At 39.9% G+C, this 13,990-nt stretch carries 14 protein-coding genes; 5 read left to right on the top strand and 9 right to left on the bottom strand.

Going from position 1 to position 13,990, the window contains the following annotated elements; all coding sequences use genetic code 11:
- The first annotated feature begins 9 nt into the window (after window positions 1-9).
- Genes pcnB through I6F48_RS08100 form a run of 5 tightly spaced genes read left to right on the top strand, consistent with a single transcriptional unit; the run spans window position 10 to window position 3,924 of the window.
- Window positions 10-1,491 carry a polynucleotide adenylyltransferase PcnB gene (pcnB, locus tag I6F48_RS08080; RefSeq protein WP_007587164.1) on the top strand — a complete coding sequence of 494 codons (1,482 nt, stop codon included), beginning with the start codon at window positions 10-12 and terminating at the stop codon, window positions 1,489-1,491.
- Between the two features lie 4 nt (window positions 1,492-1,495).
- Window positions 1,496-1,981: a 2-amino-4-hydroxy-6-hydroxymethyldihydropteridine diphosphokinase gene (gene folK, locus I6F48_RS08085; protein WP_024593696.1), complete on the top strand. Its 486-nt coding sequence runs from the start codon at window positions 1,496-1,498 to the stop codon at window positions 1,979-1,981.
- A 30-nt stretch (window positions 1,982-2,011) separates the two neighbouring features.
- Window positions 2,012-2,806, top strand: coding sequence for a 3-methyl-2-oxobutanoate hydroxymethyltransferase (gene panB / locus I6F48_RS08090; protein WP_007587166.1), 795 nt, complete (start codon window positions 2,012-2,014; stop codon window positions 2,804-2,806).
- A complete protein-coding gene (gene panC, locus I6F48_RS08095; protein WP_007587167.1) occupies window positions 2,806-3,654 on the top strand; it encodes a pantoate--beta-alanine ligase in 849 nt (282 codons plus the stop codon). The genes panB and panC overlap by 1 nt, the downstream gene beginning before the upstream one ends.
- Window positions 3,655-3,687: 33 nt before the next feature.
- Window positions 3,688-3,924, top strand: a complete 237-nt coding sequence (locus I6F48_RS08100; RefSeq protein ID WP_007587168.1) for a hypothetical protein — start codon at window positions 3,688-3,690, stop codon at window positions 3,922-3,924.
- A gap of 233 nt (window positions 3,925-4,157) precedes the next feature.
- Here I6F48_RS08100 and I6F48_RS08105 read toward each other — a convergent pair whose 3' ends face one another.
- The 9 genes from I6F48_RS08105 to I6F48_RS08145 form a co-directional block, all read right to left on the bottom strand.
- Window positions 4,158-5,126 carry a PstS family phosphate ABC transporter substrate-binding protein gene (locus I6F48_RS08105; RefSeq protein WP_010554592.1) on the bottom strand — a complete coding sequence of 323 codons (969 nt, stop codon included), beginning with the start codon at window positions 5,124-5,126 and terminating at the stop codon, window positions 4,158-4,160.
- A 115-nt stretch (window positions 5,127-5,241) separates the two neighbouring features.
- Window positions 5,242-6,549, bottom strand: coding sequence for a phosphate regulon sensor histidine kinase PhoR (gene phoR / locus I6F48_RS08110; RefSeq protein WP_024608321.1), 1,308 nt, complete (start codon window positions 6,547-6,549; stop codon window positions 5,242-5,244).
- A gap of 65 nt (window positions 6,550-6,614) precedes the next feature.
- Window positions 6,615-7,304 (bottom strand): phosphate regulon transcriptional regulator PhoB, encoded by a 690-nt coding sequence (gene phoB, locus I6F48_RS08115; protein WP_006791869.1) that lies wholly within the window; start codon window positions 7,302-7,304, stop codon window positions 6,615-6,617.
- 724 nt (window positions 7,305-8,028) lie between these two features.
- Entirely contained in the window at window positions 8,029-9,093 is a 1,065-nt protein-coding gene (gene fba / locus I6F48_RS08120; protein WP_007377491.1) for a class II fructose-bisphosphate aldolase, read from the bottom strand.
- A 201-nt stretch (window positions 9,094-9,294) separates the two neighbouring features.
- On the bottom strand, window positions 9,295-10,470 hold the full coding sequence (locus I6F48_RS08125; protein WP_165727303.1) for a phosphoglycerate kinase: 1,176 nt from the start codon (window positions 10,468-10,470) through the stop codon (window positions 9,295-9,297).
- A gap of 64 nt (window positions 10,471-10,534) precedes the next feature.
- A complete protein-coding gene (gene epd / locus I6F48_RS08130; RefSeq protein ID WP_007587176.1) occupies window positions 10,535-11,551 on the bottom strand; it encodes an erythrose-4-phosphate dehydrogenase in 1,017 nt (338 codons plus the stop codon).
- A gap of 192 nt (window positions 11,552-11,743) precedes the next feature.
- Entirely contained in the window at window positions 11,744-12,406 is a 663-nt protein-coding gene (locus I6F48_RS08135; protein WP_165741134.1) for a peroxiredoxin-like family protein, read from the bottom strand.
- 79 nt (window positions 12,407-12,485) lie between these two features.
- Window positions 12,486-13,220, bottom strand: a complete 735-nt coding sequence (locus I6F48_RS08140) for an SIMPL domain-containing protein (protein ID WP_165741135.1) — start codon at window positions 13,218-13,220, stop codon at window positions 12,486-12,488.
- 139 nt (window positions 13,221-13,359) lie between these two features.
- Window positions 13,360-13,983, bottom strand: a complete 624-nt coding sequence (locus I6F48_RS08145) for a 3'-5' exonuclease (protein ID WP_165741136.1) — start codon at window positions 13,981-13,983, stop codon at window positions 13,360-13,362.
- Window positions 13,984-13,990: the final 7 nt, after the last annotated feature.

Here is a 13,990-nt window from a genome sequence, read left to right on the forward strand (position 1 = left end):
CCTAAATATATGCTAATTACGTCAAACAGCTTGTACTGGGCTATAACCGCCCCATTTGCTGTAACTTTTGATTGCGATGCAGAGTCAATCACACCTTCTAGGAGACAGACTATTATTTCCAAGCTTTTTCAATTTTGCCGACAAATAATCGGCCCGAATACCAGTGCCGAAAGCGCTTCTGTAAGCAGTGAACCTATTGTTGTCACTCGTGGTGAGCATGGTATTTCTCGCAAACAATTTAGCCCAAATGCAATCAAAGTATTATACCGCTTAAAAGACGGTGGCTACGATGCCTACCTTGTTGGTGGTTGTATTCGCGATATATTGTTAGGCCAACAGCCAAAAGATTTTGACGTAGTTACTAATGCCACGCCAGATCAAGTAAAAAAACTATTTAGAAACTGTCGCCTTATTGGTCGTCGCTTTCGTTTAGCACATATTGTATTTGGCCGTGAAATTATTGAAGTGGCGACTATGCGTGGCCACCACGAAGCGCAAGAAGACAAAAATCAAATAAGCCAATCAAGCGATGAAGGCCAATTACTACGTGACAACGTATTTGGCAGTATTGAAGAAGATGCAGAACGCCGCGACTTTTCAATCAATGCACTTTATTACTCAATCAAAGATTTTAGTATTCACGATTACGCCAACGGCTTAGCGGCAATTAAAGCTAAACAAATTGAGCTAATCGGCGACCCTGAAACGCGTTACCGCGAAGATCCTGTTCGTATGTTACGTGCAGTTCGCTTTGCTACTAAACTTGATATGAGCATTGCGCCTAAAAGTGAAAAGCCAATTAGCGAGCTTGCAAGTTTGCTTGATAACATTCCGCCGGCACGTTTATTTGAAGAAATTCTTAAGCTGTTTTTAAATGGCAAGGCCGAAGCTAACTTTTTAATGCTGCGTAAGTACGGCTTATTCCGCTCACTGTTTCCTGAGCTTGATAAAATCTTAGATAAAAACCCAAGTGGCTTAGAACACACGCTTATTCAGCAAATGTTTCAAAATACCGACAAACGTATTAATGCCGATAAAAAAGTAACACCAGCGTTTATTTTTGCCGCACTACTTTGGTTCCCGCTGCTTGAACGTACTAAAAAGATTCAAAGCCAAGAGCAACTTGCAGAATACGATGCTTTCGCACAAGCAATGAATAAAGTACTAAGCGATAACTCACAACACATTGCGGTTCCTAAACGCTTTACTTTAGGTGCTCGCGATATTTGGCATATTCAGCATCGTTTGGATAAACGCGCAGGCCAACGTGCTTACAGACTAACGCAGCAACCTCGCTTTAAAGCCGCCTACGACTTTTTACTCTTACGCGTAGACGCGGGCGAAACACAGCATACTGAGCTTGCCCAGTGGTGGACACAATACTTAAGCCAAGATATAAACGGCCAAAAAGAGATGGTTAAAAACTTAGGCCACCAAGGTGGTCCTAAGCCGCGAAAGCGCCGTCGACCTACTAAAAAGCCAGCTGAGTAATAACATGTACTGTGTTTATTTGGGTTTAGGTGCCAACCTAAACTCACCAAAAGAGCAGCTTGATAACGCGGTAATCGCGCTTAAAAAGCTGCCTAATTGTGAATTTATAAACGTATCGCATTACTATGCAAGTAAGCCTATGGGCCCACAAGATCAACCAGACTATATCAATGCAGTAGCGTGCATTAAAACGACCCTTGAGCCAGAGCAATTACTTGATTTAACGCAACGTATTGAACTTGAGCATGGTCGAGTAAGAAAGGCTGAGCGTTGGGGTCCACGCACACTTGATATCGATACTCTATTATTTGATGATCAAATTATAAATACGGTGCGCTTAACTGTGCCTCATTATGGTTTGAATAATCGCGAGTTTGTGGTTTATCCACTATTAGAGCTTGCACCTGAACTTATTTTACCTAGCGGCATTGCATTAAAAACCATTGCAAATAATTTACCGCTCAACGACTTACAACAATTACCTCTGTAATTAACCTAGGCTTTTGCCTGCGAGGATATTATGTCTAAAATAACCGTTTCTACTTTAAATAAAATGAAAGCAGAAAATAACAAAATTACTGCATTAACAGCCTACGACGCTAGTTTTGCAAAGTTATTTCATGATAACGGCGTTGAAGTTATTTTAGTGGGCGACTCTTTGGGCATGGTACTACAAGGCGGCGATGACACCCTTGGCGTAACCAATCAAGATATTGCATATCATACCCGCTGTGTACGCGCTGGTAGCCGCGAATTATTTGTAATTGCTGACTTACCTTTTATGACCTACTCAAGCGTAAGTGATACTTGTAAAAATGCAGCTGAGCTTATGCGCGCTGGCGCAAACATGATTAAGCTTGAAGGCGGAGAATGGCTTTACGAGAGCATTAAAACGCTTACTCAACAAGGTATTCCAGTTTGCGGGCATTTAGGCCTTACACCACAGTCAGTACATGTATTTGGTGGCTTTAAAATACAAGGTCGCGAAGAAGACAAAGCACAAAAAATGATTGATGACGCAAAAGCACTAGAAGCTGCTGGCGCGCAATTATTAGTACTTGAGTGTATTCCAAGTGCATTGGCAAAACGCATTACAGACGCCCTGAGCATCCCAACTATTGGTATTGGTGCGGGCAGTTTAACTGACGGCCAAATACTGGTAATGCATGACCTTGTTGGTATTTCAGCAGGTTACATTCCTAAATTTTCTAAAAACTTTTTGCTCGAAACAGGCAATATGCCTGCAGCCGTTCAAAAGTATTGTACAGACGTTAAAAATGGCGCGTTTCCAAGCGCTGAACACGAGTTTAAATAATGCAGTCAATTACTGAAATCAGATCGTTACGTAGTCAAATTAAAGCGTGGCGCCAAGCGGGTCTTAGCGTGGCACTCGTGCCAACAATGGGCAACTTGCATCGTGGGCATTTTTCGCTAGTAGAAAAAGCAAAAAACTTAGCCGATAAAGTCGTTGTAAGTATTTTTGTTAACCCAATGCAATTTGGTGCTAACGAAGATTTAGATAACTATCCTCGTACACTAAACGAAGATAAACAAGGCCTTGCAGAACTAGGCACTGATATTGTATTTACCCCAAGTGTAGAGACAATTTATCCAAATGGACTTGGCGCACAGAGCTTTGTAGATGTGCCTGATATTTCATTAGGTTACTGTGGTGGCTCACGCCCTGGTCACTTTAGAGGTGTTGCCACGGTAGTTACAAAATTATTTAATCTTGTACAACCCGATTACGCCTGCTTTGGTGAAAAGGATTTTCAGCAACTGCAAGTAATTAAAACCATGGCGCGCGACCTATCAATTCCGGTCGAAGTTATTGGTGTACCTACAATGCGAGAAGTTTCTGGCCTTGCTATGAGCTCGCGTAATGGTTACTTATCTGATGAGCAAAAAGCGACTGCAACCGTATTATTTAAAGCACTTAATACATGCGCTGAGCAACTTAAAAGCGGCGAAAAAGACTTCGTAAAACTTGAAAGCTTAGCTAAACAGAGCTTAGAGCAAGCTGGCCTAAAGCCAGATTATTTTGAGATTGCTCAACGAGATACATTAAAAACTGCTACAATCGAAGATACTCAATTTGTTATTTTAGCCGCAGCCTATTTTGGTGGTGTTAGATTGATCGACAATATTCAAGTCGAAATTTAATATTATTGCGACTCCATTTTAAGGATAAGAAGCATGCACACTTTAATAAAAACAAGCGTAGTCGCCCTTACTTTTGCACTATTAGTAGGTTGCCAAAACCAAGTTGAAAACCCTGAAATGAATCAGTGTGCTCAACAAAATTACCAATGCGAAAGTACATGTGAACAGCAAACAACTGCTGAGGGCTTAAAGCAGCAAGTATGCTCTGGTAAATGTGTTGAGAGCTATAATCAATGTAAAGCACAAGCCGAAAAATTAGGTAATATTTAATTCCTTAAAGTTTTTAGTTTTAGGCATAAAAAAACCGCTCAGTGAGCGGTTTTTTATTGCCTATGGTTTATCATACCAATTTTATTAAAAACATGACCATTCTAGTGTATTAAATAACTCACTAACTACGTTAAAAATTATTTATATAGAACAACTATGTATCATAATTTTAGCCTTGTTATTGCGCTATTTTCTTATCGCTATAATAACTCACTAATTTAATGCAATTGGTATTAGTTCAAACCCAGCTTTTTAAGTTCTGTTTTTACTAGCTTTGCAGAAAGTGGTACATAACCATCTTTTTCTACAATTTGCTGACCATCTTTTGAAAGTACCATTCTTAAAAATTGTTCTTCCATAGGTGATAGTGGCTTATTCGGGTGTTTATTCACATAAACATATAAAAAGCGCGATAGCGGGTATTTACCTTGCGCAACGTTATCAAGTGTTGCATCAACAAAGTTATCGCCTTTTTTAGCAAGCGGTACTGTACGTACGCCAGATGTTTTATAGCCGATACCAGAGTAACCAATTGCATTTAATGAAGATGAAATTGACTGTACTACCGATGCAGAACCCGGTTGCTCATTTACGTTATTACGGAAATCACCTTTACACAGTGCTTTCTTTTTAAAGTAGCCATAAGTACCTGACACTGAGTTACGTCCATAAAGCTGAACGTCTTTAGCAGCCCAATCGCCTGTTAGGCCGACATCGCTCCAACGATTAACTTGCTCTGGTGCGCCACATTTACGAGTAGATGAAAAAATAGCATCTACTTGGTCAATACGAAGACCTTCAATTGGGTTATCTTTATGTACAAATACAGCAAGTGCATCAATAGCTACGCGAACTTCTGTTGGCTTATAACCGTAACGTTTTTCGAACGCTTCGATTTCTTTAGATTTCATTTTACGGCTCATTGGACCTAGGTTAGCTGTACCTTCGGTAAGTGCCGGTGGCGCAGTAGAAGAACCTGCCGCTTGAATTTGAATATTTACATTTGGGTAAATACGTTTGTACTCTTCAGCCCAGAACGTCATCATGTTGGCTAAAGTGTCAGAACCTACTGATGAGAAGTTACCTGAAACACCACTAATTTTTTGATACTCAGGAATATCTTGATCTAAAGCAACTGCTTGTGCAGATACGAAAGTTGTAACAGCCACACCCATTGCGGCAACTAAGTTTTTAAATTTCATGTAGGGTTCTCCGGTTTGTTCGTCCCATTTTCTAACTGCTGCCCACTCTAAAGTGAGTACATGACAGTTACATTACTCTTAAATGACACTTTTATGACTTTGCTTTTCAGCCTAATTACTTAGCTAGCGAAACTGTCTTATCTATTGAAAATTCGAAAGAAAAACACGAACCTTTGTTAACTTCACTGCTAATATTTAATTTACTATCGTGGCGCGTTAGTACATGTTTTGTAATCGCGAGCCCTAAGCCTGAGCCACCTGTTGTTCTGCTGCGGGCTTTATCAACACGATAAAAACGCTCAGTTAAACGGTTAATATGCTCTGGCGCAATACCATCACCATTATCGGTAACACTAAAACACGCTTTATTGTTTTTGCGCTGCCAACATACTTCCACTTTGCCACCGGGTTTAGTGTAATGAATGGCGTTAAATACTAAATTAGAAAACGCACTACGCAGTTCATCCTCAGAGCCTTTAATATCGAGGGTTTTATCAATATTAAAAATAAGCTCATGGCCTTTGTCTTGATTAATTGAGTTTGCCTCAGTGTGAATATAACCAAGTAATTGCGGTACGTTTATGGCTTTATCATTGTCTTGGCGACGAGCACCTTCAATACGCGAAAGCGATAGTAATTGGCTGACTAAGCTATCCATGCGCTTGCATTGTTCAAGCATAGTATTTTGCGCTTTGTTCCACATTGCTGGCGGCGGCATCATGTCGCCATCCATCATCTCAAGATACCCAGTAACCACTGTAAGCGGTGTACGTAGTTCGTGTGACACATTGGCTACAAAGTCTTTACGCATCTGTTCTAGCTGTTTTAAGCGCGTTACATCACGCACAACAACCATAAGTTGCGTGCTTGCATAAGGCATTACCCTAAATTCTAGTACTTGCTCAATGCTATGGCCGTTATCCAGCTCAAGCGCGTCGTCAAATTCACCTTTGTGCATGTATTTAGCAAACTTAGGTTCGCGAATTAAATTATCAAGACGCTGACCATGATCGGTTGGCCACTGCAAACCAAGCACTTTAAGCGCTAGTTGATTACACCACACAATACTTAAATCATTTTGCAGTACCACTACCGCATCAGGTACTGCTTCAGCCCCATCGCGAAAGCGACGAATTAAATCAGCAAGCTCATTACGTTTTTTACGATTACGGTGCTGTAGATGATAAATACCTTCAAACACTTGCTCCCATGCACCCTCGCCCTCAGGTGGATTAAAGCTACGTTGATTAAGTAGCCAATCGCTCAAACGATAAAGTTGATGGTAGTGCCAAATAAGGAGGGAAAAAGATCCTAAAAATAAAAGCAAAAATGGCGCGCCAACTAGCACACCAATTAATAGTAAGGGTAAAAAATAGATAAACAGGCGCTTTACTAACGCCTGCTTATTAACAACTCGATACATACACTCACTTTACCTTAGAGTAGTAATACATGCGTATTTCATACATTAGCTAAGCTTTAAGCTGATCACAGCTTACTTGAAAAACGATATCCAGCACCACGTACAGTTTGCACCAAACGGTCATGTCCAAGTGGGCCAATTGCTTTACGCAGACGACGAATGTGCACATCAACCGTGCGATCTTCTACGTAAACATTAGTTCCCCATACATGATCAAGCAGTTGTTCACGGCTATAAACACGCTCTGGGTGAGTCATAAAAAAGTGCAGTAATCTAAATTCGGTTGGCCCCATATCAAGCTCGTTACCTTCTGAGGTAACACGATGCGAAATAGGGTCTAAACGCAGGCCATGTACTTCAATAGCTTCTTCTAATGAGGTTGGCGATACACGGCGAATAACCGCTTTAATACGTGCCATAAGCTCTTTAGGAGAAAACGGCTTAGTGACGTAATCATCTGCACCTACTTCAAGGCCGCGTACTTTGTCTTCTTCTTCGCCGCGAGCTGTAAGCATAATAATTGGGATTTGGCGGGTGTGTTCGTTTTGCTTAAACTTTTTAGCAATTTGAATACCGCTTCCACCAGGTAACATCCAATCAAGTAAAACCATATCTGGGTAAGGTTCAACCATAGCTGCAATAGCAGAGTCGTAATCTTCTGCTTCAATTGCTTGAAATCCATTTTGCTCTAAAACAAAAACCAACATCTCCCTGATAGGAGCTTCGTCATCTACGACTAGTACTTTACGTGACATTCCAATTTATCTCTTACGCTATCGAATTAGTTTTCATTATTATGACTAAGTATGACATTTTTATGAAAGTGTAACGTGTAAATTAAAATGGTGGTAAAAAAAACACAAATTAGTGACAAAAAACCTCATTAACGTCATATTTTTAAAACCTTTTTAATATTTAACGTAATAAAAAGAGATTTACGATAAATTTATAAAATAGCTAATTTTTGAAATTATCTACTTTTTGTCGCTAATTAAATCATTAAATAATACAAAATCAGCTGGGATCATTGTTTTACTAACCAAGACATTTTTACAGATCGATCGTTTAAAAGTAGCTTTAAAGCTATTTTAAAATTAACAAACCCGCCTGTGTAACAATCAATACGTTTAAAAATAGATCTAAATTTTACTAAGCCCAAAATAAAGGATCAGATTTTTACCAAGCCGATCCACTCTCAGATCAGAGTTGTACCTAGTCAAAGCCATAAGTTGTTGATTGTTTATACAAATAAATAACGATCAAATTATCTCAGAGCCTAAAATAGCGAAAAAGTGTATTTGGCTTAGTAAAGTAATGATCCGAAAAGGCTGTGTTAGTAAATGCGTGATCCCAAAGTACGGCGTTGATAGTACAGCGATCTGATCAATAGAAGCCGTAACCTGCAATATAAAAAGGGCTGACATTAAAAAAGCCAGCAACAAAGTTACTGGCTTAAATGATCAATTATAAATTGATCTATTATCTAATTTTAGGGTCTAGTTCGCCGCTTAAGTATTTAAGGTGCATTTCATCAAGTGAAATTGGCTTAATTTTACTAGCCTGACCAGAAGTACCAAACGAGTTATAGCGCGCAACACAAATCTCTGTCATTGCTTTTGTAGCTTCAGCTAGGTATTTACGTGGATCGAAGTTAGATGGGTTAAGCGCCATATGACGGCGAATAGCACCGGTAGATGCTAAACGTAAATCGGTATCAATATTTACCTTACGAACACCAAACTTAATGCCTTCAACAATCTGTTCAACTGGCACACCATAAGTTTCTGGAATTTCGCCACCGTACTGATTAATAATTTCTAACCACTCTTGAGGAACTGAAGATGAACCATGCATCACTAAATGCGTGTTAGGAATACGTGCATGAATCGCTTTAATGCGGTCAATCGCTAAAATGTCATCTGTTGGTGGGCGAGTAAATTTATAAGCTCCATGCGAAGTACCACATGCAATTGCAAGTGCATCAACATGTGTTTTATTTACAAAGTCAGCCGCTTCTTCAGGGTCTGTTAGCATTTGCTCAGTGGTTAGTATACCTTCTGCGCCAACACCATCTTCTTCGCCAGCTTCACCTGTTTCAAGTGAACCAAGTACACCTAACTCGCCTTCAACCGATACGCCACAAGCATGCGCCATAGCAACAGTTTCGCGCGTTACTTCTACATTGTATTCGTAGCTTGAAGGAGTTTTGCCGTCGCTCATTAACGAGCCATCCATCATTACTGATGAAAAACCAAGCTGAATTGAACGCTGACATACACCTGGCGATGTGCCGTGATCTTGGTGCATAACAACGGGAATATGTGGCCATTCTTCAACGGCTGCTAAAATCATATGACGAATAAATGGAGCACCAGCATAAGCACGTGCGCCAGCTGATCCCTGAACGATTACTGGGCTGTTTGTTTTGTCAGCCGCTTCCATTATTGCGCGCATTTGCTCTTGATTGTTAACGTTAAAAGCAGGTACGCCGTAACCATGCTCTGCTGCATGATCTAAAAGTTGTCGCATACTGATTAAAGCCATTGGGTATTCTCCAATTTATCGACAGTAGTTCCCTACCATCTAGTTTGAACGGATGTGTTAGTTTGGCGTTATAACAACGCCACGAAAAACCACTGCTTTGCAGTAATATTCCGTCTAAATTAACTATTAAATTAGGGTGAGAGGTATTTAATAATTAATTGTCGGTAAGGGCTATTACCCCCTCACCTTACGCTACTAAAATTACTTAGCGCGCGACTCTAGCATTTCAACTGCTGGAAGTTTTTTGCCTTCTAAAAACTCTAAGAACGCACCACCACCAGTAGAAATATAAGAAACTTTATCGGCAATGCCGTATTTATCAATTGCGGCTAAGGTATCACCACCACCAGCAATTGAAAACGCATTTGAGTTAGCAATTGCTTGTGCAATAGCACGTGTGCCATTACCAAATTGGTCAAACTCGAACACGCCAACAGGGCCATTCCATACAACAGTGCCCGCATTTGCAATAATTTTTGCAAGCTTGCTCGCTGTATCAGGACCAATATCAAAAATCATATCGTCGCTTGTTACTTCGCTTACATCTTTAAGCGTAGCTACAGCAGATTCAGAAAACTCATTACCAACAACTACGTCAGTCGGTACCGGAATTTCACCATTATTAGCAATCGCTGCTGCACATAAGCGGTTAGCTTCATCCATTAAATCTGGTTCGTAAAGCGATTTACCAACTGGGCTACCTGATGCAGCAATAAAGGTATTTGCAATACCGCCACCGGTAACTAATTGGTCAACAATTTTAGAAAGTGAATCTAAAACGGTTAGCTTAGTTGAAACTTTAGAACCACCAACAATCGCCACTAATGGACGAGCTGGGTTATCAAGTGCTTTGCCTAACGCTTCTAGTTCAGCTGATAACAATGGACCTGCACATGCCACATCAGCAAATAAGCCAACGCCATGCGTAGATGCTTGCGCACGGTGAGCCGTACCAAATGCATCCATTACATATACATCACACAGTGCTGCAAGTTGCTTAGATAACGCTTCGTCGTTTTTCTTCTCGCCTTTGTTAAAGCGCACATTTTCAAAAACAACCACTTCGTTATCAGCAATATCAACACCGTTTAGATAATCTTTTTCTAAACGTACAGTTTGCTCAAGGGCATCGTTTAAGTAATCAGCGACAGGTGCTAGCGAAAACGCTTCATCATATTCCCCTTCCGTAGGACGGCCAATGTGTGACATAACCATTACTTTAGCACCCATCTCAAGCGCTAATTTAATAGTAGGTAGTGCTGCACGAATACGCGCATCTGACGTCACTTTACCTGCTTTAACTGGTACATTTAAATCTTCACGAATTAATACGCGTTTGCCGTTTAAATCTAAATCTGCCATTTTTATGACCGACATGAACATCTCCTTAGTTAACGATACTGAACCTGAAAAATACGTTTAAAATTATTATATTAATAAATTACTTATTCACTGCCATCATAGCACGCGCTGTGTCGAGCATACGATTAGCAAAACCCCATTCGTTATCACACCATACTAATAACTTTATCAGTCGTTTGTGACTAACACGTGTTTGTGTGCCATCAATAATACAAGAATGTGGGTCGTGATTAAAATCAACCGACACAAGCGGCTCTTCGGTATAACTTAAAATACCTTCTAAGCGGTCTTTTGCTTGTGCTTTAAGTGCGTTATTTACTGCGTTTAAATCTACATCGGTATTAACCGTTACACTTAAATCCATTGCCGTGACATTTATAGTCGGTACACGTACGGCGATGGCTTCAAAACGGCCTTTAAATTTAGGTAAAATACGGTCTATACCACGGGCGAGCTTTGTATCAACTGGAATAATTGATTGGCTTGCAGCGCGAGTACGGCGTAAATCATGATGATAACCATCAATCACTTGTTGATCGTTCATCGACGCATGAATAGTTGTAATAGCGCCCGACTCAATACCAAATGCATCATCTAATACTTTAATAACCGGCACAACACAGTTAGTTGTACACGAGCCGTTAGACACAATTGTGTGTTCGTTTTTAAGCTCATCGTCGTTAATGCCATACACAATCGTAGCATCAACATCGTTATCGGCCGGATGCGAAAACAACACCTTTTTAGCGCCTGCGGTAATATGTAACTGCGCATGTTCACGCGAGTGATAAACACCCGTACATTCAAGTACAACGTCTACATCGAGCGTTTGCCAAGGTAATTCAATTGGGTTTTCTTCACAAAAAAGTGCAATGGTATCGCCTGCAACACTAATGGTGTCTTCACCAAGTTTTACAGGAAAAGAAAAACGACCATGGGATGTGTCGTATTTTAATAAATGAGCAATAGCTTCAGGATCAGCAAGTTCGTTAATCGCAACAATTTTTATATCGTCGCTCAAACCAGACTCGTATAACGCGCGGACAATATTTCGACCAATACGACCAAAACCATTAATTGCAAGTTTGATTGCCATGAAATATAAAATCCACTCTTTTAGCGTGCAGATAAAGGCAATACGCCTTTTAGATGGCTGTATTGTAATCGACCTTGAGTATGATTATAAGAGGGTAGCATTAGAAACTTTAAATTAAGAGTAAAGAGCTTACGCGTTGCAAGCTCTTTAATGGCTCTGGGCTTTTAGATTAAGCCTTGTAAATTAAGCTTTTTAAACTAGTTTTTTTAATGCATTAATTATATCTTCTGGCTCAGAGCGAGTACGGTAATCAACATCAACATAGCGCCAAGTCACTTTACCTTGTTTATCTAAAACAAAGGTGGCAGGAATAGGTAAAATACTGCCATTTCCGTTATTCAGCGACTCTAAATCTAGGCCTCGGTCTACTCGCATATGCTCTAGTAAAAATGTAGGTACTTGCCATGCTACGCCGTAGCTTGCTGCTACATCCGCATTTTGATCCGACAGTACTACAAAATCCATTTTACTTATTTCGTTTTCGCTCATTGAGCCATCGGGTACTTGCGGGCTAATAGCCACCAGCTGCGCACCTAAAGCATGAATTTCAGGTAAACGTGACTGCAGTGCTTTCAGTTGTAAATTACAGTACGGACACCAATTACCACGATAAAAAGTAATAACCACAGGGCCTTGTGCAAGTAACTCGGTTAACTGCACCGATTGACCATGTTGATTTGGTAACTCAAAACTTGGTGCGCTTTGGTTTAAATCAAGTGCATTAGCACCTTGCTGAAACGCTTTTGCTTGTGCAATCGTTTCATCAACACCTTTCATAAAATCAGGATTACCTTTACGCCCTGCGGCTATTTTTGCCTCAGTTTGTGCTTTTAACGTGTTATTTTCATCGCTCATAATATGGCTACCTTCAAATTAATCAAAAACTTAAAGCCAGCTTACATTATGAAAATGTATTTGAAATGAAAATTTTAACTTATTCATTTACTTCTAAATCAAACACCACGTTTATTGATGATTTAAATGTAATAGTTTCTTGCAGGTATCTACCTTGCTCAAATGGATTTCTAGTAACTTTAGAACCGGTTACAACTATTCTCTCAAAATTATCTGCGCCATAACCATAACTTGAACGGTTAGAATTTGAATTAATGCTGTAAATTTTTCCAAGCTCTGCGCCAAATGCTTTAGCAAGCTTACCCCCTTTAACTATAGCGTTATCTATTGCGCCTTGTGTTGCTTCAGCTTCTAACTGCGCGGCTTTTGAAGACATAAGCTCAATATTCGTCAGTTCATTAATTTTTACACTTAATGCAAAATCGATAAAATCATTCAACTTTTCAATATTTCTTAATGTTACTTTAAGTGTTCTTGTTGCTACATATCCTGCATTAATTGCTGTACCGCTCTCGACATTAAACTTGTCGTCATCATTGTAAGTTAACAGGCTTGTAGCAGAAACATCCGTCTCCTTAACACCGTACTTGCTTAATCCTTTAAGTAACAAATTTACTCGGTCATCAACATCACGTTTTGCATCAAGTGATTTGTCTTTAAAGCTTATTACTTCAAAAGAAATCTTAGCCATATCGGGCTTTGCTAATACCTCAGCAGTACCCTGCACTGCAATATGGCGATTAGCAGGTAAGCTTGAATTAGCAAAAGTGATGAGTGGGAATAAGGTTAAGAAAATGGCAGTAATGAGTTTCATATTCGTTCCTTGGAGTAATTAGCTAAATAATGACTACGTAACTGTACCTATAGTCATACGGATAACAATAAAAGTAAACTGCTCTTTATTGTAGGCGGGAGTTTATCTCGCCCGGCATAAAGCCCCGCCTACAGCTAACCTACGTCAACTCAGCTACTTTTAGCTCTTTGCCACAGCTTATTTGATGACACTGGGCTAGCAGTAACTCAGCGGTTGCTTGTGCATCAGTCAGTGCATGATGGCAATGATAGCTTGGTAACTCATAACGTGTGCGGCATGCATTAAGGGTTAAATCATCTTGTTTTATTTCAGTTGAATGATGGAGTAAGCGCTTTTGCTCAATATGCAGTGTGTCGAGTATCAGTTTAGGCCGTATTGTTATATTGGCATTTTTAAGCGCTATTTTTAAAAACCCCCAATCGAGCATGGCATTATGAAACACTAAAATACAGTCGCTAAAATGGCAGCTCAATTGCGTTAATATACTGCACAAGCTCTGTCCTTTTGTTATAGCATCATCGCTAATTCCATGAAAAACAGGACTTTGCTCAAGGCTTTTTACGTCCTTATTTATAAGGTGCTGCGACTCGCTCATTTTTATACATTGGTTATCTATTATCACCCACGCTACCGATACAATTTCGTGCTGTTTTGCATCAAGGCCAGTGAGCTCTAAATCAATCACCAAATAACGTTGTTGTAAGGCATTTTTACCTAGTAATTTACGGCGCTTTAAATACCGAGTGAGCAGCTTTTTTACCATGTTAGTA

The organism is Pseudoalteromonas sp. SWYJ118 (genome assembly GCF_015864505.1).
Taxonomy (GTDB): domain Bacteria; phylum Pseudomonadota; class Gammaproteobacteria; order Enterobacterales; family Alteromonadaceae; genus Pseudoalteromonas; species Pseudoalteromonas arctica.